Annotated in this window: 15 protein-coding genes; 6 read left to right on the top strand and 9 right to left on the bottom strand. The window is 72.2% G+C overall.

The features are described from left to right. Positions 1-287 precede the first annotated feature (287 nt). The 3 genes from ADL25_RS51835 (at position 288) to ADL25_RS13595 (ending at position 3,047) form a co-directional block, all read left to right on the top strand. A complete protein-coding gene (locus ADL25_RS51835; protein WP_059127957.1) occupies positions 288-923 on the top strand; it encodes a chaplin in 636 nt (211 codons plus the stop codon). 213 nt (positions 924-1,136) lie between these two features. Beyond that, the gene (locus tag ADL25_RS13590; protein ID WP_059127958.1) at positions 1,137-1,991 is read left to right on the top strand and encodes a GNAT family N-acetyltransferase; all 855 of its coding nucleotides are present in this window, start codon (positions 1,137-1,139) and stop codon (positions 1,989-1,991) included. Between the two features lie 282 nt (positions 1,992-2,273). Continuing rightward, positions 2,274-3,047 carry a GNAT family N-acetyltransferase gene (locus ADL25_RS13595; RefSeq protein ID WP_059127959.1) on the top strand — a complete coding sequence of 258 codons (774 nt, stop codon included), beginning with the start codon at positions 2,274-2,276 and terminating at the stop codon, positions 3,045-3,047. Between the two features lie 311 nt (positions 3,048-3,358). Here ADL25_RS13595 and ADL25_RS13600 read toward each other — a convergent pair whose 3' ends face one another. The 3 genes from ADL25_RS13600 to ADL25_RS13610 form a co-directional block, all read right to left on the bottom strand. Continuing rightward, positions 3,359-3,622 (bottom strand): GlsB/YeaQ/YmgE family stress response membrane protein, encoded by a 264-nt coding sequence (locus tag ADL25_RS13600; protein WP_059127960.1) that lies wholly within the window; start codon positions 3,620-3,622, stop codon positions 3,359-3,361. 102 nt (positions 3,623-3,724) lie between these two features. After that, complete coding sequence (locus tag ADL25_RS13605; protein ID WP_059128185.1) at positions 3,725-6,448, bottom strand: glycoside hydrolase family 2 protein; 2,724 nt, start codon at positions 6,446-6,448, stop codon at positions 3,725-3,727. 179 nt (positions 6,449-6,627) lie between these two features. Continuing rightward, positions 6,628-7,809, bottom strand: coding sequence for an ROK family transcriptional regulator (locus ADL25_RS13610; protein WP_059127961.1), 1,182 nt, complete (start codon positions 7,807-7,809; stop codon positions 6,628-6,630). Between the two features lie 201 nt (positions 7,810-8,010). Here ADL25_RS13610 and ADL25_RS13615 point away from each other — a divergent pair, with 201 nt between their 5' ends. Continuing rightward, positions 8,011-9,459 carry an APC family permease gene (locus ADL25_RS13615; protein ID WP_079050324.1) on the top strand — a complete coding sequence of 483 codons (1,449 nt, stop codon included), beginning with the start codon at positions 8,011-8,013 and terminating at the stop codon, positions 9,457-9,459. Between the two features lie 108 nt (positions 9,460-9,567). On the opposite strand, the gene ADL25_RS50460 is transcribed toward ADL25_RS13615, so the two are convergent. Continuing rightward, complete coding sequence (locus tag ADL25_RS50460; protein WP_234380894.1) at positions 9,568-11,433, bottom strand: GNAT family N-acetyltransferase; 1,866 nt, start codon at positions 11,431-11,433, stop codon at positions 9,568-9,570. 87 nt (positions 11,434-11,520) lie between these two features. Here ADL25_RS50460 and ADL25_RS13625 point away from each other — a divergent pair, with 87 nt between their 5' ends. After that, the gene (locus ADL25_RS13625) at positions 11,521-12,288 is read left to right on the top strand and encodes an ArsR/SmtB family transcription factor (RefSeq protein ID WP_059127962.1); all 768 of its coding nucleotides are present in this window, start codon (positions 11,521-11,523) and stop codon (positions 12,286-12,288) included. A gap of 98 nt (positions 12,289-12,386) precedes the next feature. On the opposite strand, the gene ADL25_RS13630 is transcribed toward ADL25_RS13625, so the two are convergent. The 3 genes from ADL25_RS13630 to ADL25_RS13640 form a co-directional block, all read right to left on the bottom strand. Continuing rightward, on the bottom strand, positions 12,387-12,827 hold the full coding sequence (locus ADL25_RS13630) for an SPW repeat protein (RefSeq protein ID WP_059127963.1): 441 nt from the start codon (positions 12,825-12,827) through the stop codon (positions 12,387-12,389). Between the two features lie 74 nt (positions 12,828-12,901). Beyond that, complete coding sequence (locus ADL25_RS13635; RefSeq protein ID WP_234380895.1) at positions 12,902-13,813, bottom strand: YihY/virulence factor BrkB family protein; 912 nt, start codon at positions 13,811-13,813, stop codon at positions 12,902-12,904. 335 nt (positions 13,814-14,148) lie between these two features. Continuing rightward, positions 14,149-14,733 (bottom strand): RNA polymerase sigma factor, encoded by a 585-nt coding sequence (locus ADL25_RS13640; protein ID WP_059127964.1) that lies wholly within the window; start codon positions 14,731-14,733, stop codon positions 14,149-14,151. Positions 14,734-14,915: 182 nt separating this feature from the next. Here ADL25_RS13640 and ADL25_RS13645 point away from each other — a divergent pair, with 182 nt between their 5' ends. Further along, on the top strand, positions 14,916-15,941 hold the full coding sequence (locus tag ADL25_RS13645) for a MerR family transcriptional regulator (protein WP_059127965.1): 1,026 nt from the start codon (positions 14,916-14,918) through the stop codon (positions 15,939-15,941). 26 nt (positions 15,942-15,967) lie between these two features. Here ADL25_RS13645 and ADL25_RS13650 read toward each other — a convergent pair whose 3' ends face one another. Beyond that, positions 15,968-17,344: a cryptochrome/photolyase family protein gene (locus ADL25_RS13650; protein ID WP_059127966.1), complete on the bottom strand. Its 1,377-nt coding sequence runs from the start codon at positions 17,342-17,344 to the stop codon at positions 15,968-15,970. 65 nt (positions 17,345-17,409) lie between these two features. Continuing rightward, on the bottom strand, positions 17,410-18,939 hold the full coding sequence (locus tag ADL25_RS13655) for an SDR family oxidoreductase (RefSeq protein ID WP_059127967.1): 1,530 nt from the start codon (positions 18,937-18,939) through the stop codon (positions 17,410-17,412). Positions 18,940-18,997 lie beyond the last annotated feature (58 nt).

The raw sequence follows: 18,997 nt of genomic DNA on the forward strand, positions 1-18,997 counted from the left end.
TCCTGGGGCGCCCGGCTGCGGATCCGGCGGCGGCCCTTCGGTCACGTTATGCGGGCTGTCCCGGGCACGCCTCCCGGTGTTCGGCCAGTCGGACACGGTGGGCTCCGTGCCGTCGGCACCCACCGCGCCACGGTGCAGGTCGGACCGGTGGACCCGTCTCCTCCGTGCGTTCGGACCGCAGCCACTCGATGGGGTGAAAGGCAGATAAGCCATAACTCGGATGGTGCGTCTGCGTTTTACGGGGTGCGGGCGAGTGCTCGCGACCAAGTCTGGAAGGCAGGGAACCTATGAAACGGGTTACCCGAAATGGTTTGTTCGTCGCGGCCGCCGCCACGGGGGCGCTGGCCGGGGCGCTGCCGGCGCATGCGGACTCCGCGGCGGACGGCACCGCGGCGGGTTCGCCCGGATTGATCTCCGGCAACACCGTGCAGCTCCCGGTGCACGTTCCGGTGAACGTGTGCGGCAACACGGTGACGGTGGTGGGGCTTCTGAACTCGGCCTCGGGGAACACCTGCGCCAATCGGGGCGCCGACGTGGCCGGGCCGCGGCAGGGCCGCCCTCACACGCATGGTGCCTCCGCGTCCGGCGTGAGCAGGCAGTCCCCCGGAGTGCTGGGCGGCAACGGTGTGCAGTTGCCGATCCACCTCCCGGTGAACGTCTCCGGCAACACGGTGGGCGTGGTCGGTGTCGGCAACGCATCCACCGGCAATAAGTCCACGAACACCTCGAGCACCCGGCGTCCCGCTCCGCGGCCCGTCGCGCCGCCGAGGCAGACGCCGGTGCAGCCGCCGAGCACCCGTCCCGTGGTCGCCCTCGCCCACACCGGCGCGGACGCGACCGTGCCCGCACTCGCCGGAGGCGCGGCGCTGGTGCTCGGGGGGACCGTGCTGTATCGCCGCTTCCGCCCGGGATCGGCCCGCTGAGCCGACCGCCGTACGCGCCGTAGAGGGCTCCGCCGGACAAACCGGCGGAGCCCTCTACCGTCCAACTGCCCTTGCTGGACGTCATGTTGGGGCAGCGGGCGGTGCCGGCGCCGCATGGCGCACGCGGGGGAGATCGGGAAGGATGCTCGCGGTGCAGCCGGTCGCGGCGGGCACCTCCCCACGGCACCGCCCCCCACGGAATGGAGCACATCGATGACCTCAGCGGGTCCCGAAGACCTCGTCGTCGCCCGGGCCACCCTCGACGACTGGCCGGTGATCAGCGGCTGGGCGGCGGACGAGGGATGGAATCCGGGGCTGTCCGACGGCCCCGCGTTCTTCGCCCAGGACCCGGAGGGCTTCTTCGTCGGCAGGCTCGGCGACGAGCCCGTGTCGGCGATCTCCGTCGTCAACTACGGCTCCGACTACGCCTTCCTCGGCTGTTATCTGGTACGTCCCGACCTGCGCGGCCGCGGCTTCGGCCGCGCGACCTGGGACACGGCCCTCGCTCATGCCGGAGGCCGCACGATCGGTCTCGACGGCGTCGTCGCCCAGCAGGACAACTACCGGCGGTCCGGTTTCGTGTTCGCGCACCGCACCGTGCGCTTCACCGGAACCGTGCCCGCCGACCAGGCGACGCCCGGCGTGCGGCCGGCCGAGAAGGCTGACCTCGACGCCGTCGCGGACTACGACAGGGCCTGCTACCCGGCCGACCGCCCCCGCTTCCTCGAGCACTGGCTCAGCGCCCGTGGCCACCGGGTCCTCGTCCGCCTCGACGGCGACCGCCTGACCGGTTACGGGGTGATCCGCCCCGCTCGGGTCGGACTGCGCGTCGGCCCTCTCTTCGCCGACACCGCCGACGACGCGGGCGCCCTGCTCGCGGGCTTCGCCGCCGAGGCCGCCGGGCGGGAGCTCGCCGTCGACGTACCCGAAACGAACACGGCGGGCGTCGCCCTGGCCGAACGCTCGGGTCTCACCCCCTCCTTCGAGACGGCCCGCATGTACACGGGGCCGGTCAGGGCCTTCGCGGGGGAGCGGATGTACGGGGTGACGACCCTGGAGCTCGGATAGCCGGCGCGTCCTCGGCATGGGGGAGCCACCCCGCGGCGGGCGTGTCCTGCGCGCCGCGGGTCGGGCGGCCGGTCCGCCGACGCGGTGCGGACTCCGGGCACTCCGGCACGGCCGGCGGGAGCGTGCCCGGGAACGCCTCGACCCCGTCCGGTCGCGGTGCGGCCCGGCGTCGAGGTGCGTGCCGCGGCGCAAGGAGTCCACGGTCGGCCGGGACCCGGGTGCGGTCTCCCCGATGCGGCGTATTACCGTGCGGATACATGCCCCGCAGGTTGGAGTGAGCCCATGGACCACGCTGCCGTACTCGCCCTCTACGACCGGGACATGCGGCAGGGTGCCCGTCCCGACGGTCCCGGCTCCCGCGTCGAGCGCGACGCCTCGGTGGTGCGCCAGGTCGGCTCCGCACACGACTGGAACGGGATCGTGTGGTCGGACCTGGACGAGGCCACGGCCGATGCGGTGATCGCCGAACAGGTCCGCTACTTCGCCGAACTCGGTCGTGAGTTCGAGTGGAAGCTGTACGGTCACGATCTGCCGGTCGACCTCGGGAAGCGTCTGCGGGCCGCCGGATTCACCCCCGAGCCCGAGGAGACGCTGATGGTCGCCGAGGTCGCCGATCTGACCCTCGACGTCGAGCCGCCCGAGGGTGTCCGCCTTGTGCCGGTCACCGAGCCCACGGCCGTGGACCTCGTGGCGGACGTCCACCGCAGGGCGTTCGGCACCGACAGCACCCGGTTGCGCGACCAGCTCCTCGCCCAGCTGTCCGGCGACAGCGACCAGGTGGTGGCCGTTCTGGCGCTGGCGGGCGACGAACCCGTGAGCGCGGCCCGTATGGAGCTCGTTCCCGGCACCCGTTTCGCGGGACTCTGGGGCGGGGGCACGGTCCCCGCCTGGCGGGGACGCGGTGTCTACCGAGCCCTGGTCGCCCATCGTGCCGAGGTCGCGGCCTCCCGCGGCTACCGCTACGTCCAGGTTGACGCGTCCGGGCAGAGCAGGCCCATTCTGGCCCGCCTCGGCTTCGAACCGCTGACCACGACGACGCCCTACGTCTCCCCGTGACGTTCCGGCTCGCGAGTCCGCCCGCCACCGCACCGCGCGGTGCGGTGGCCCGGTGAGCGAGGGGGTCGACGAGGCGCCCACGGGCGCGCCCTGACACAGCCGGGCCGAGCGCCTTGTCCGGCCGGCACCATGACCGCGAGGCTGGACTCGAGGACGCGCACCGGTCGGCCGCCGACCCGGTGAGCGGTCGCAGCGCAGATCCACAGGGGTGCGAGGAATCCGTGGTGGCCGGTCGTGCGGACGAAGCCCGCGGATCCCGCTCGCCACGGTCCTCGCCCGCAACGCACTCGCGGCGCCGCGCGAGTGTGACGTCAGCGGTGCGACCGCGCCCGGTCCAGTGCGGCCACGCCCAGCGCCGCCAGGCCGATCTGGATGAGCCATTCGATCCAGTCGACGCCCTTGGTGTCGGCCACGCCGACCGCGGCGGCGATGCCCGACCCGATGAAGGCCGCGACGATGCCGACGAGGATGGTCCACAGGACTCCGATGCGCTGGCGTCCGGGGACGACGAGTCGCCCGAGGACACCGATGATGAGCCCGATGACGATGGCGCCGATGATGCTCGAGATCTCCATCTCCGCCCCTTAATGTGAAGGCCTCTGCACTACTTGATGTGCCCGCTGAGCGCGGCAACAGTCCGTTCCGCTTCGGCCTCGGGGCTTGACCCGGGCCCCGGATCATGAGGCCGGCACGGTGTGTTCCGGGGTGTTCCAGCCCGAGATCCGTACGCCTGGCGCCGTGCCGTGCAGATCGGCCGTCCGGTAGGTGGCGGTCAGCGTCACCGACTCTCCGGGCCACAGGCTCACTTCGTTGTCGGACCAGTGGACGGGAAGCACCGGCCTGCCCGCCGAGTCCACCAGATGCGCGTCGGTGAGCAGTGACGGAGTCCTGCCGGAGCCCGTGGCGCGCAGGGTGACCCTCGTGGTCGACATGTCGTCCCCGCCCGTCCGTGTGGACGCCGTCGCGGACACCGGCACCTGTGCCATGGAGGCGAGTCCGGTCAGATCGGCGTAGCTCGTCGTCGGCGTGTAGTACCAGTCGGTGTGGGCCCAGTCGAGCGTGTCGGGCCTGGTGGACAGCCAGTAGACATTACGGCTGACCTCCTTGCCCGCCGGGTCCGTCAGGATCAGCCGCGCGAGATAGGTGGTCGGCAGACCGCTCACCGACGAAGGCAGGGCGAGCGCGGTGGTGTGCGCTCCGTCGCCCGGGACGCTCACCCCGGTCACCGCGCGGTCGTACATCCGCCTGCCGTCCGTGGTGTACAGGGAGACGTGGGCGGTGAGTCCGGACGCGGCCGTGTGCCGGTTGTTCACCACCACGACCGAGCGGTCGTCGTACGAGTACTGCACGTGCAGCGGCTCGTTGGCCTTCTTCGCGCCGAAGTAGGCGCCCCCCTGGTCCAGAAAGCGGTCCACCAACTGCCAGTGCAGCGAGGTCCAGCCGCTGTTGAACATCCAGTGGACGACGCCGGTGGAGGGTTGCGCGGCATCGGTGGCGTTGCGTCCGTACGCCTCGAACTGCGCTCGTACGTTCTCGTACTGGGCGAGTTGCGCCTTGCGTACGTAGTCCCCGAGTCCACGCGGTGCGCCGTACCGTCCGGTGAGCGCGTCGTCGTACAGCGCGAGTGTGCCGAACGTCGAAGACGGCGAGCGGTGGTACTGCTCGGCCTTCGGGTCCTTCCAGAGGGTGTCCAGCTCGGCCGGGGTCATCATGCGGCGCAGGGTGTCGAGCGTCGGGATGTCGGGGCCCGCACTGGTCTCGGAGTTGAACCCGGTGGCACCGCCCTCCCGCTTCGCGTACCAGTAGTCCGGCGGCACCCAGTCGTACGGGCCCGTCATCTTCATGCCCGAACTTCCCAGCTGGGGGGAGGAGTTGTCGGAGGCCGCGGCGATCACCGGGTTCGGCCAGTCGGCGGCCCGCAGAGCGTCCAGGTAGTCCTTCTCGATCGTGGCGTCGGGTGCGAAGTCGCTGCCGATGAGGAAGGAGACGACACTCGGGTGGTCGCGCAGCCGGGCGGCCTCGGCGGCCATGGACGCCTTGGCGACCGGGTGGTCGGCGGCGGTCCACTCGTCGCCGGACTCCTCGCCGTTGACCTCGCCCTCCCATTTGTCGCAGCACTCCCAGCCGGGGAGCGCGAGGATGCCGTAGCGGTCGGCGAGATCGAAGAACTCGTCCGGTTCGATGTGGCCTTCCAGCCGAATGGTGTTGAGCCCGAGATCGAGGGCGTGCTTGAGCCGGTCCGCCACGTATGTCGGGTCCCAGCGCAGGAACTCGTCCGGCGACCAGCCGCCGCCCTTGATGAGCAGTCTGCGCCCGTTGACGCTGTACTGCCGCGCGCCGTCGGCGTTCAGCGGTGCCTTGACGTCCCGGATGCCGAAGCTCTCGTGCGCGGTGTCCGACGGGGCGCCGGACACGCTTGCGGTGAGGTCGAGTCGGTACAGCGGCTGCCCGCCCATCCCGGCCGGCCACCACACCCTGGGTGAGACCAGGTGCAGAGCGGGGACGTCGGCCGGGCCGAACATGACCGCCTTCGACTCGTGGGCGGCCAGGGGAACCCTCCTGGTGAAGGAGAGTGAGCCGATCCTCCCGGACACGGTGGCGGTGACCGCGCTCGCCGAGTCGTTGCGGACCCGTGCCTTGACCGTCAGATCGGCGGCGGCGAGCGAGGGCACGTCGAGACGGGTGAGGACATGGGCGTCGCGCAGCGCGACCGGTCCGCCGCGGCGGACGAGCACATCGCGGACGATGCCCGTGTTCTCGTCCGGCGGGGGTTGCAGCCAGTCGATCCAGCCCATGGTCAGGTTCTTGTCCGGGTCGTTGGGCCGGATGCGGAACGCGACCGTGTTCCTGCCCGCTCGCACCAGCGAGGTGATGTCGAGTTCGTGGTGTGTGTACGCGCCCGTCACGGCCGAGGCGTCCGCGACCCGCCGCCCGTTGACGTAGACGTCCGCGGCCGAGATCACCCCGCTGAAGTCGAGATGGGTGCGCTCGGAGATGTCCGCGACCGTGAAGTCGGAGCGGTACCACCACGGGACCCGGAAGTCTGCCTTCGGGATCTTCTGCTGGTTGGTCGAGTAGAACGGGTCGGCGTACACGCCGTCTTCGAGCAGCGCTCCGAGCACGGTGGAGCGGGAGCCCGCCGGGTACCAGCCGCGCGCCGGGAAACCGGGGGAGGAGACCGCCGCGGGGGATTCGGAGACCCTGGCCGTGGACTGGATCTCGTAGCGGGTCAAGGGGGTGGCGCTGCCCGGTGTGGAGGCGACCTTTGTGACGGGTGGTCCGGGGTGCGCCGCAGCGGGGTTCCCTGTGCCGGCCCGAGCGCCGGTGGAGAGCGTGGACATCACGCCCAGGGCGAGGACGGCCGCGGCCGGCCGGCGGTGGAGGGCAGGGCGGTGGAACACGGTCGTCTCCTTGAGGGTGGGGGAGCATCCGCGCTTCGGCACTGCGGGATCCGGCGGCCGGCACCGCACCGGGCGGGGACGGTCGACCGACGGTAAAGTTAGGAAACCTTACTAACTGGCGCTTCAAGCTAGGGCGTTGAGGAAGCCCTGTCAATCGCCATGAGGGCAGGGCAGGTCGGTCAGGAACCCGAGCGCCGCTCGAAGACCACGTCGCGTGCCGTGCCCAGCGCCGTGGCCAGCGCCCCGAGCAGGACCGCGTCCTCGCCCAGCCGGCTCGGCGCGATCTTCGGGCGCAACGGCGTGAGGGCGCGCAATGTCTCTCGTACGGGGCGCAGCAGCAGATCGACACTGTGGCCCACCCCTCCGCCGAGCACCACGAGGTCGGGGTCGAGCACCGCGGCCGCCGCCGCGACCGTGTGCGCGATCCGCTCGCCCTCCAGTTGCACCGCCCGGACCGCGGCGGGATGCCCCTCCCGGGCCGCGTCGAACACCGCTTTGGCCGTGAGCTGGCCGGACATGCCGAACGCCCGCGCGGACTCGACGACGGCCACGCCGGACACCGCGTCCTCCAGCGTCTCCGGTTTCTGCCGCCCGGGCCACGGCAGGAACCCGATCTCCCCGGCCCCGCCGTGCGCCCCCGTGAAGAGCCGGCCCTCGCTGACCACCCCCATGCCGAGGCCGGTCCCGATCAGGATGTACGCGAACAGGCGGCTGCCCGCGCCGACACCGTAGGTGTACTCACCGAGCGCGGCCAGGTTGGCGTCGTTGTGCACCTCGAGCGGGATGCCCAGTTCGTCGCGCATACGGTCGAACAGACCGGCCCGGCCCCAGCCCGGCAGATGCATCGCGTACCGCACCCGGCGCCGTTCCCCGTCGTACACGCCGGGTGTGCCCACCACCGCGTGCGCCACGTCGTGGTGTCCCGCCCCGGAGCCCTCGATGACCTGCCGCGCCGTCGTGACGACCAGATCGGCCATGGCACCCGAGGTGCGGGCGCGGTTGCGCACGTCGGCACGGGCCACCACCTCGCCGTCGAGGCCGGCCAGCGCGACCCGCAGCCAGCTCCGGCCGATGTCGATGCCGAGCGCGTACCCGGCGGCCGGGTCGGGCGCGTACAGGACCGCCATCCGGCCGCGCTCGGGTGTGTGCGTCCCCACCTCGTGGACCAGGCCGGCCTCCTCCAGGGCGGCGAGCGCACTGGAGACCGTCGGCTTCGACAGGCCGGTCTCCCGGGCGAGTTGGGCGCGCGAGGCGCTGCCGGCCGCACGCAGCCGGTCCAGGAGCAGCCGCTCGTTGGTGCTGCGCAACCGTCTGCGGTTCCAGGTCTGTTCCGGCTGCGCTATGGGGTCACGGGCGGGCATCGCACCATTCTCACGTATTCCTGACGCGCTCTTGACGCACCTAGTAAGGCTCCTTAACTTTATCGCCCAGTCAGCCTCTCCGGGCGAGTCGAGGGGAGCCCATCGCCGGCCGGATAACCGCCGTCCCTGATCCGTCGGCCGCGTCCCGACGTCGGCCCACAGTCCGTACATCTCTCCCCGCGTCCCGCTCCAGGAGGTTCCGTGTCCGGTAGCCCGCCACCCACCGGTGGTTTCGTCCGCCGCGTCGGCCTGTTCCAGGCCACCGCCATCAACATGAGCCAGATGTGCGGCATCGGGCCGTTCGTCACCATCCCGCTGATGGTCGCCGCCTTCGGTGGCCCGCAGGCGGTCATCGGTTTCGTCGCGGGCGCCCTGCTGGCGCTCGCCGACGGTCTCGTCTGGGCCGAACTGGGCTCGGCGATGCCCGGTTCGGGCGGAAGCTACGTCTATCTGCGCCAGGCCTTCCAGTACCGTACGGGGCGGTTGATGCCGTTCCTGTTCGTGTGGACGGCGATGCTCTTCATCCCGCTGATCATGTCCACCGGTGTGGTGGGCTTCGTGCAGTACCTGGGCTACCTGGCCCCCGATCTCGGCCGGACCTCCGGGGATCTCATCGGACTCGGTGTCATCGCCCTGGTGATCCTCCTGCTGTGGCGGGGCATCGAGCACATCGCCCGTATCACCGCGGTGATGTGGGTCGTGATGATCGCCTCGGTGCTGCTGGTGATCGTCGCGTCGGCCTCGGACTTCAGCGCCCACCTCGCCTTCACCTACCCGGCGCACGCATTCGACCTGACGGGAAGTCACTTCTGGCTGGGCTTCGCAGCGGGCCTGACCATCGGTATCTACGACTACCTGGGCTACAACACGACGGCGTACATGGGTGCCGAGATCAAGGACCCGGGCCGTACCCTCCCGCGTTCGATCATCTTCTCCATCCTCGGCATCATGGTGATCTATCTGCTGCTCCAGATCGGCACGCTCGGAGTGGTGGACTGGCATCGCATGACCGACCCGCACGACATCGCCTCGACGTCGGTCGCCTCCGCGGTGCTCGAGGAGACATGGGGCAAGGGGGCCGCGGACACGGTCACGGTCCTCATCCTGATCACGGCCTTCGCCTCGGTGTTCGCCGGTCTGCTCGGCGGCTCCCGGGTGCCCTACGACGCCGCCCGCGACCGTGTCTTCTTCCGCCCGTACGCCAAACTGCACGCCAAGCACCGCTTCCCGACGCTCGGGCTGGCCACGATGGGCGTGATCACCGCGATAGGTTTCCTGATCGGCCGTCATACCGATCTGGCGACCCTGATCCAGCTGCTGACCACGGTGATGGTGCTGGTCCAGGCACTGGCGCAGATCCTGGCCGTGACGGTCCTGCGCGCACGGCAGCCGGCGCTGCGCCGCCCGTACCGGATGTGGCTGTACCCCGTGCCGAGCATCGTGGCGCTCGTCGGCTGGCTGGTCATCTACGGCTACGCCGACAAGAACTCACCCGGCCGCCATCCCATCGAGTGGTCGCTGGCCTGGCTGCTGCTCGGCTGCGTGGCGTTCGTCCTGTGGGCCCGGGTGGAGAAGGTCTGGCCGTTCGGCCCGAAGGAGATCAGCGAGGAGTACCTCACCAGCCGGAAGGCGGAGCCGGCGGAGGCGTGAGAGCGCACCCGTGACGGGGGAACGCTGCGGAGTTCCGCAGGGAGGGCCGGCCCGCCGGGGGTGTCGGGCCGGCCACTCGCACAAGCGCCCCGCCGACGGGGCGCCGGCTCAGGACCCGGTGTGCCGCCAGGTGCGGAGCACCAGCTCGCGCCCCTTCGACGTGCGGACGACGGGCTCGTCGTCCGCAAGCGCGAAGCCGGTGGACCTGGCGACGGCCTCGCTGGCGGCGTTGCCGGCCTCGATCCGCAGCACCACGGAGCGGGCGCCCGCCTCGCGGACGGCGTGCTCCACGACGAGCCGCACGGCCCGGGAGGCAAGGCCGCGGCCGCGGTGGTCGGCGCCGACGCCGTACGCCAGCTCGAGTTCGCGTTCGTCGGGCCCGCTGCGGAAGAACAGGATCTCGCCCCGCGGCCGCAGACCGTCCGTGGTGATGGCGAGCTGCACCGACTGCCTCTCGGCCCGCTTCCTGCGTGCCGCGGCGAGGTAGGAGCGTGCCTCCTCGACGCCGAACGGGGATGCCACGGGTGTCCACCGGTCGATCTCGGGGTCGTCGTACAGCGCGACGAGGTCGGGCACATCGGCGTCGGTCCACTCGCGCAATCGGAGCCCGAGCCCTTCGAGGAGCAGCGGACGGGACGGGTCGAAGATCCTCTGGTCGTCCATGGTCCGGTCCTCGCGTGCCGGTCCGACGGCGGCCAAGGGCTCGCCGGAGGTGGGCCGGCGGAACACCGTGGCCGCCCGGGCTCCGCGCCGGGCCGGACTCGGAGCCGCGAGGACCGGGCTCGGCTCTCGCGCGCTCCGCAGTGCCGTGCGCAGCGCCACCACCGGGTCTCCCGCGTGGTAGGGCCGCTCGGACGGTTCGATGCCGTCGAGGAACTCCTGGTAGCGGACCGCGTGGACGAGATGGGCGAGCGGCTCGGCGAGGCGCAGGGCGCCGGCCGGATCACTGCCGGGGACGTGCGCGCTCCAGGCTTCGGCCCAGGCCCGGGCCGCCGTCGCCCACACCTGCTCATCGAGGAACTCGTGGGCGCGCAGTCCGTCCACCACCGGGTTGCCCCAGTACGCGTCGGCGAAGTCCACGACGACCGGATAGCCGCCGTCGCTGCGCCAGTTGCCGGGGTGGAAGTCGCCGTGCACCACCGTGTCGGGCAGGCCGCAGTCCACCAGCCGCTGCCAACGGTCCGTCAGTCTCCGCACCGCGGCGACCTCCTGCCGGTTCAGCCCCGCGGCCGCCGGTCCGTCGAGGAGGGCGTCCACCCGGGTGGCGAGGACGGGTGTGCGCCAGTCCCGCAGCCCGGCGGGCCGGTTCGCCGCGAGGGCGGCCTGGGCCGCCACCAACCGCTTCATCGCCGCGGTCGCCGTACCGGGCGAGGCACCCCAGCAGTCCTCCCCGGGCACGTGTTCCATGAGGATCCGCCCCGGGCCCCGGCCCAGGAGGACCGGCACCAGTGAAGGGTCCGCTCCGGCGAGCGCGGTGACGACGGCTCCCTCGTCGGCGGCGAAGTGCGGCGTCGCCTTGAGCCAGACCGGCCCCTGCGCGGTGGGCAGCCGGAACAATGCCGCAAGGTTCCAGGTCCGTCGCTGCTCGACCGGCCCGGTGACGGGTCGTCCCGCCGCCTCCAGGGTGCGCGCGGCCCAGTCGAGGAGTTCCCGCAGGCCTGCGGCACGGGCCCACGGCGCGCGCAGTGCGGAGTCCGTCCCGAACCGGCCGTCGTCGAGAGGGCGCCGCTCCAGCAGCCCGGGTGCCGGGCGCCCCAACGCCTCGACGTGGTACGTCGCGTGGCCGTCACGCCCGCCCTCGCCGCCGTCCACCGTCAGCAGGCGCAGTACCAGCACGGGCACCCCGAGCAGCTCCTCCAGCCGTGCGACGACCGGCTCGACCTCCTGCCACCACGGAACGTCCACCGGGAACGGCCCCACGGCCCCCAGGACGTCCTCGCCCGCTGTCACCCATGCGCTCACGGTCCGGCTCACCGCGCCAGTGTGCGGGACCTGCCCGTCCTTGACATGCAAGTAATTGCCTGCATAACGTTGAGTGTGTCATCAGAGAGCGATTCCGGAATGGACCAGGTCTTCAAGGCGCTGGCCGACGCGACCCGCCGGCGGCTGCTGGACCGGCTGCACGAGCGTGGTGGGCAGACGCTCGGTGAGCTGTGCGAGCACATCGACATGACGCGTCAGTCCGTCACCCAGCATCTCGCCGTCCTGGAGGCCGCCAATCTGGTCGCGAGCGTGCGGCGGGGGCGGGAGAAGCTGCACTACCTCAATCCGGTACCGCTCCACGAGATCCAGGAGCGGTGGATCGACAAGTTCGAGCGCCGGCGCCTGCGCGCGCTGAGCGCCGTCAAACGACAAGCCGAGGAAGCCATGAGCGACAAGCCCACGTTCGTGTACGTCATCTACATCAGGAGCACCCCCGAAGCCGTGTGGGACGCGCTCACCGACGCCGGGCTGACCGCCGCGTACTGGGGCCACAGCAACGTCTCCGACTGGAAGCCCGGTTCCCGCTGGGAGCATGTCCGCACCGACGGCTCGGGCATCGCCGACGTGGTCGGCGAGGTGGTCGAAAGCGATCGGCCCGGCCGCCTCGTGACCACCTGGACCTCTCCGGAGAACGAGGGGCGCCCGGAGGCGTACTCCAAGGTCACCTTCGACATCCAGCCCCACGCGGACATCGTCAGGCTCACCGTCACCCACGAGGATCTGGCGGACGAGCGCGAGCGCGCGGACGTCGCCGGGGGCTGGGCGGCCGTGCTGTCGAACCTCAAGTCGCTGATCGAGACGGGCAGCCCGCTGCCGCAGGAGCCGTGGCTGGTGCCGAACGACTGATCCGGTGCCGGGCGGCGGAAGGCGCGCACGACGTGGCCGGTCGGCGACCGGGGGCGGCCGGGCCGCCCTTCCGCCGCGGTGGCCGGGCGCCGGTGCCGCTATGCGCGCGGGGTGCTCTTCACGGCCACTCCCGCGCACATCACGCCCAGTGCCACGGCGAGTGCGCCGATGACGATGCTGTTGACCACGACCCCCGTGTCGGGGGCGACGCCGACGATCCACGGCGAAATGATCATCCATGCGCCCATGGCGCACATGGCCCAGCTCAGGCCGTACATCCTCTCCGGCATGATGGTGAATCCGAGGGCCAGCAGCCCGAGCGCGATCCCCATGATGAGGTTGTGTGTCGCGACGGCGGGCTGGCTCGTCGTGTAGTGGAGTATCCACGGGGACGCTGCGCAGTACAGACCGAGCAGGAACACTGGTCCGTCCACGAGCGCCACGTCACGGGTTCCGAGCATGCGGGTGTAGCGGTCCCGCATCTCATGGACATCGGGGTGGGTGGTGATGTCGCCTCTGGTGTGTGAGACGTGAGCCATGACCGGTCTCCTTCGACTCTGCAGGTCCGATCGCGTCCGACGCGGCATAAGTACCGCATAAGGCGATTTTGCTCTTATTTCTCTTTTATGTGTAGGGGGTGCGGGGCCGGTGACGGACCCGCTCCGGCCCGGGCCAACTCGGCCGTGAACTGCGCGCCTGCCAGCAGGGCGAGATGGGACATCCACAGCCACACCAGGAAGACGACCACCCCCGCCAGGGATCCGTACAGCCTGCTGTAGGTGCCAAGTCCCGCGGCGTACGCCGTGAAGCAGGCGGAGGCGGCGAGCCAGAGCGCCCCGGCGAGCACCCCGCCCGGCAGGGCGTGGCGCAGCGTACGGGCCTGGGAAGGCCCGGTCCGGAACAGCACCAGCACCAGGAGCGCGACCAGCGCCACCAGGGCCGGCCAGCGCAGCAGGGTCCACGCGGCGGCCCCCGCCTCGCCGAGCCCGGCCCACTCGCCCAGTGCGCGCGCCAGGGGACCGCCGAGGACGAGCAGCAGCGCACTGCAGAACAACAGGACCAGCAGGATCACGGCCGTGAGCAGGATGCGGTGCGCCGTGCGCAGGGCGGGCCGCGTGTCGGCGACACGGTGCTGGTCGTGCAGCGCCCGCCGGAACACCGCCAGGTAGCTGGAGGCCGACCACAGCGCGCTCGCCCCGCCTCCGACGGCCACCGTGAGCGCGGCGGACCGCTCTCCGGCCAGCCGGCGCAGCGTGCTGTGCAGGGCCGAGCCGGACTCGGCCGGGGCCCACGCCGTCACACGGTCGATCAGAGCGTCCGTCAGATGCGGACTGATCGTGCCGATCAGGGAGACCGTCATCAGGAGCATGGGCAGCAGGGCGAGAATGGCGTAGTACGTCAGGGCCGCCGCCCAGTCCGAGGCATCGTCGCGCCACATGGCCACCGGGGTGCGGCGCAACGCCGTCCACAGCACCGGGCCGGCCCGACGGGCCCGGGCGAGCGCACGGGTGACGCCGGGCGGCACGCCGGGGCCGGTCAGTGTGCCGACACGCCGAAGCCATGGCCGTCTCCTGTGCGGTAGTGAGGCCTGTCCCTCCACGGCTGCCCTTCCGTTTGAGCCGCACGGGTGCGCGGCCGCGCGTGCCGCCGCCCTCGGTGACCGCGGTACCGGGCGGCGAACCCGTCCCTCTCCGCCTTCCCTCAGTCGCCGCCGAAAGGCCACCTGATCACCCGGTCGCCGCACGGTCGCGGCGTGGTGACCCCGTGCCACCGTCCCGGGCCGTTGCGTGAGCGCCCGCGGACATGCATCGGTTCCGCAGCGAATGACCCGTACGGGGTGCGTGAACGGCGCGCCCCCGTTCAGGGGGCGGTCTCCTGTTGGAGACAGCTGCGCAGCCGGCGCAGTCCCCTGCGGGCGTGGCTCTTGACCGTGCCCAGGGGCCAGCCGGTGCGCGCGGCGATCTGGGCCTGGGTCAGGTCCTCGTAGTACGCCAGGCACAGCACCTGCCGTTGCGCGGCGGGGAGCCGGGCGAGTTCGCGGCGGACCACCACCCGGTCGAGAAGGGTCTCGGGCTGCGCTCCCGGGGAGTCGGGCGGGCCGAGGCGCGAGGCGGCCGACGAGACCAGCTCGCCGCGGCGTGTCCGGGCGGACAGGGCGTCGGCGATCTTGCGCCGGGCGATGCCCGTGATCCATCCGGGGAGCGCACCGCGATCGGGCCGATAGCCGCGCCGGCCGCGCCACACACCGAGGAAGACCTGCTGGGTGACGTCCTCGGCCTCCCTCGCGTCGCCCAGACAACGCCACGCCAGCGCGTGGACCATCGGCGACCAGCGTCGATAGGCCTCGGTCAGACAGGCCTCGTCGCCCTCCCCCAGCCCCCGGGCCAGCTCGTCGTCGGCGAGCGGCGGGGGAAGGCCGGGGCCGGGGTGTCGCAGTACGGGCATGACGGCGGCTCCTCACATGGGGCGGCATCCGCCCTGCTCCCCGACGGGGCGGCCGGACCGCGGCGGACGGTCCGGTGGGCCGGTCACCGGGGCGTGCCGACACGCCCCGGTGTGCTGTTCATCGTCCGCGGTCGCCGTCGACGGTCACAACGTGCATCGATTCTGCGTCGTATAGTCGGCGCATGGACGAGTCCTCCGGTGTCCGGAGCGGCGACGAGGGACCCGGGCTTCCGGAGTCGGCAAAGGCGGCGCTGACGACGGGCGCGGTCGCCCGTCACCTCGGAGTGTCGCCTACGACGCTGCGCTCGTGGGACCGCAGATACGGGCTCGGGCCCGCGGTGCGGCCCGACGGGCGTCATCGGCGCTGGACGCCGCGCGATGTGGCGATGCTGGAGACCATGTGCCGGCTCACCTCCGCAGGCGTTCCGCCCGCCGAGGCGGCCCGGACCGTGCTGCAACCGATGGGCGGCCCCTCTGTGCCCGGTGCATCGCCGCGGACCGGGAGTGTGCCGCGCACTCCCGCGCCCGAGCGTGAGCCCGTGTCCGGCGACCTGCACCAGGAGTGCCGGGGTCTGTCCCGTGCCGCCGTGCGGCTGGATGCCGCGGCCGTGGACGAGCGGCTGACCTGCGCCGTCGATCGCTACGGCCTCGCCGTCGCCTGGCAGGAGGTCATGGTGCCGGCCCTGCACACCGTCGGACGGAGATGGGCGTCGTCGGGCGACCGCTACGTCGAGGTCGAGCATCTGCTGTCCTGGCATGTCTCCACCACGCTCAGGCGCTGTACGCCCACGCCCGTGGCGCACGACGGCGCCGGGCCGGTCGTCCTCGCCTGTGTGCCGGGTGAGGAGCACACGCTGCCGCTGGAGGCACTCAATGCCGCGCTGGGCGAACGGGGCGTGCCCGTACGGATGTTCGGCGCGGCGGTGCCGGCGGAGGCCCTCACCGTGGCGGTGCGGCGACTGGGGCCCGCGGCCGTGGTGCTGTGGGCCCAGGCGCGCTCCACGGCGAGCCTGCCGCTGGCCCGGCACGTGGCCGCCGCGGAGTGGGGAGTGAAGGGCGCACGCCGACGGCCGACGGTCGTGCTGGGCGGTCCCGGATGGGCGGGACGCGCGACGCCGGGCATGTTCCGGCCGCCCGGGCTGCGCGAAGCCCTGGCCGCGCTCACCGCCGGATACAGGGATCTCGCCCCGGCATCGCCCGGGCGGTGACTGCGAGCGGTCCGGGCACGACCCGCTCATTCGCCGCCCCGGGCCCGTCTGAACCGGGCCAGACCTTCCGAGAGGTCGACGACCGGGTCCGGATAGCTCGCGCAGGCGGCACGCTCCGGGGCGGACAGTTTCCACGGCTCGTGCACCGCCGGCCCCTCGATCCCGGCGAGTTCGGGCACCCAGCGACGTACGTACGCGCCGTCCGGGTCGTGACGCCTGGCCTGGGCGACGGGATTGAGAACGCGGTTGGGCCGCGTGTCCGTGCCGGTACCGGCCACCCACTGCCAGTTCAGCTGGTTGTTGGCGAGGTCGCCGTCCACCAGCAGCTCGAGGAAGTGGCGGGCGCCCACGCGCCAGTCGATGTACAGGGTCTTGGTGAGGAAGCTCGCGGTCAGCAGCCGGCCGCGGTTGTGCATCCAGCCCTCGTACATCAGCTGCCGCATCGCCGCGTCGACGACCGGGTAGCCGGTCCGACCCTCCCGCCATGCCTCGATGTCCTTCCGTGCGGCTCGCCCGGACCGCCAGCGGTCCTGCTTCGTGCGGTAGTCGCTGTCCGCCGCATCGGGCCGCGCCGCCAGGACCTGACGGTGGAAGTCGCGCCAGGCGAGCTGCCGCACGAAGGCGTCCGCGCCGGCGCCGCCCTTGCGCCGGGCCCGATGGACGAGTTCGACGGGCGAGAGCGTGCCGAAGTGCAGATGCGGCGAGAGGCGCGAGGTGGCGTCGCCCGCCAGATCGTCGTGGCGGTCCTCGTAGGCGGCGACACCGTCGCGCAGCCAGGCAGTGAGCCGCCTCCTGCCCGCCGCCTCACCGCCGGGGGCCAGCCCCGGCGAGAGACCCGGCAGCCCGCGGCGTGAGGGGAGCTCCTCGGACCCGATCGGGTCCGGCACCCGTACGGTGCGCGGCGCGCCCAGGGCGTCGCGCAGCGGCTGCCGCGACCACTGCAGGAAGTAGGGGGTGAAGACGGCGTAGTGGTCCGAGGACGCCGGTGTCAGCCCGCCCGGCGGCACGGCGGTGGTCACGGTGTCGTGCACATGCAGCCGGCGCCCCTCACCCTCGAGGGCCCGCCGCAGCCGCCCCTCGCGCAGTCGGGCGTAGGCACTGACGTCGGCCGCCATGTGCACCTCGTCGGCGTCCGCCTCGCACACCACCCGGCACACCTCCTCGACGACGTCTCCCGAGCGGACGACAAGACGGCCGCCACGCTCCCGCAGACCCGTGTCGAGATCCCGGAGGCAGTCGGCGAGGAACGCCAGCCGGTTCGGGGCGGCGAAACCGGCGGCGGCCACGGCCCGGTCGACCACGAACAGCGGTACCACCTCACCGGAGCCGTCGAGGGCGGCCCGCAGGGGCGGCTGGTCGTGCAGCCGCAGATCGGAGGTGAATAGGACGACCGAGACGTTCATGACGCGAACTCCGGGGACGCGAGGGGCGGTTCGTGCTTCCGGGCGGGCGGCCCCGTGGACACGGGTCAGCGGGCGGGGGTGCGCTTGTCCGCCCGGACCAGCGGGGTGCGGGCGGCGGCGCGGGCGATGTTGCGGGCCATGCCGCCGAACACGACGGCGTGGAAGGGGGAGACGCTCCACCAGTAGGCCTGGCCGAGCAGACCGTGCGGATGGAACAGGGCGCGCTGGCGGTACCGGGTCCGGCCGTCGTCGTCCCGCTCGGCGTACATCTCCAGCCAGGCGAGGCCCGGAAGCCGCATCTCCGCCCGCAGCCGCAGCAGATGGCCCGGTTCGATCTCCTCGACCCGCCAGAAGTCCAGCGAGTCGCCCACCCGCAGCCGTTGTGCGTCACGGCGGCCTCGGCGCAGACCGACCCCGCCGACCAGCCGGTCGAGCCAGCCCCGTACCGCCCAGGCGAGTGGGAAGGAGTACCAGCCGTTGTCCCCGCCGATGCCCTCGATCACGCGCCACAGCGCCTCGCGCGAGGCGTCGACCGTCAGCTCGCGCCGGTCCGTGTAGAGGCTGCCGCCCGCCCAGTCGGGGTCCGTGGGCAGCGGATCGCTGGGGGCGCCGGGCAGCGAGGCGGACGACCAGCGGGTCGTGACCTTGGCGTCGCGTACCCGTTGCAGGGCGAGCCGCACCGCCTCGTCGAATCCGATCGGGTGTCCCGTCGGGGCGGGGACGTACCGCGCGATGTCGTTCTCGTGGCAGACGACCTCGTGGCGCAGCGACTCGGTGAGTGGGCGGGCGATCGAGGTGGGCACGGGGGTGACCAGACCGACCCAGAGACTGGACAGACGGGGGGTGAGCACCGGGACGGGGAGGACGACCCGGTGGGGAAGGCCCGCGACCTCCGCGTAGCCGATCATCATGTCCCGGTACGTCAGCACGTCGGGTCCGCCGATGTCGAAGGCACGGTTGACGTCGTCCGGCATCCGTGCGCTGCCGACGAGCAGACGCAGGACGTCCCGTACGGCGATGGGCTGGATCCGGGTGCGCACCCACCTCGGGGTGACCATCACGGGCAGCCGCTCCGTCAGGTAGCGCAGCATCTCGAACGAGGCCGAACCGGAGCCGATGATGACGGCGGCCCGCAGCACGGTGGTGGGGACACCTGAGTTCAGCAGGATGCGACCGACCTCGGACCGGGAGCGCAGATGGGGGGACAGCTCGCGTTCGGGCACCCCCACGGGGGTGAGAGCGCCGAGATAGACGATGCGCCGCACACCCGCGTCCCGGGCCTGCTCCCCGAAGATCCGGGCCGCCCTGCGGTCGGTCTCCTCGAAGTCGGCGCCCGAACCGAGGGCGTGCACCAGGTAGTAGGCCACGTCGATGTCGCGCATGGCCTCGGCGACCGAGTCGGCCCGGGTGACGTCGGCGGCGGCCACGTCGACGTCACCCGCCCAGGGCTGGTCGCGCAGCCTGTCCGGAGAGCGCGCGAGGCAGCGCACCCGATGGCCCGCGGCGAGCAGTTCCGGTACGAGCCTGCCGCCGATGTATCCCGTGGCACCGGTCACCAGGCAGTGCAGACCCGGGCCCGTCCCGTCGTCGTTCATCGGCTCTCGGTCCTCCGTGTCGGTTGTCCTGCAACGATCACTTCCCCTCGGGGGGCCG

The organism is Streptomyces sp. NRRL F-5122 (assembly GCF_001507435.1).
Taxonomy (GTDB): domain Bacteria; phylum Actinomycetota; class Actinomycetes; order Streptomycetales; family Streptomycetaceae; genus Streptomyces; species Streptomyces lannensis.

Bases quoted from the DNA above. Each gene is read 5' to 3' on its own strand.
- ADL25_RS13600 (WP_059127960.1), bottom strand. From the start codon at position 3,622: ATGGAGATCTCGAGCATCATCGGCGCCATCGTCATCGGGCTCATCATC.
- ADL25_RS13650 (WP_059127966.1), bottom strand. From the start codon at position 17,344: ATGAACGTCTCGGTCGTCCTATTCACCTCCGATCTGCGGCTGCACGAC.
- ADL25_RS13625 (WP_059127962.1), top strand. From the start codon at position 11,521: ATGGACCAGGTCTTCAAGGCGCTGGCCGACGCGACCCGCCGGCGGCTG.
- ADL25_RS13640 (WP_059127964.1), bottom strand. From the start codon at position 14,733: ATGCCCGTACTGCGACACCCCGGCCCCGGCCTTCCCCCGCCGCTCGCC.
- ADL25_RS13645 (WP_059127965.1), top strand. From the start codon at position 14,916: ATGGACGAGTCCTCCGGTGTCCGGAGCGGCGACGAGGGACCCGGGCTT.
- ADL25_RS13655 (WP_059127967.1), bottom strand. From the start codon at position 18,939: ATGAACGACGACGGGACGGGCCCGGGTCTGCACTGCCTGGTGACCGGT.
- ADL25_RS13610 (WP_059127961.1), bottom strand. From the start codon at position 7,809: ATGCCCGCCCGTGACCCCATAGCGCAGCCGGAACAGACCTGGAACCGC.
- ADL25_RS13595 (WP_059127959.1), top strand. From the start codon at position 2,274: ATGGACCACGCTGCCGTACTCGCCCTCTACGACCGGGACATGCGGCAG.
- ADL25_RS13590 (WP_059127958.1), top strand. From the start codon at position 1,137: ATGACCTCAGCGGGTCCCGAAGACCTCGTCGTCGCCCGGGCCACCCTC.
- ADL25_RS13630 (WP_059127963.1), bottom strand. From the start codon at position 12,827: ATGGCTCACGTCTCACACACCAGAGGCGACATCACCACCCACCCCGAT.
- ADL25_RS51835 (WP_059127957.1), top strand. From the start codon at position 288: ATGAAACGGGTTACCCGAAATGGTTTGTTCGTCGCGGCCGCCGCCACG.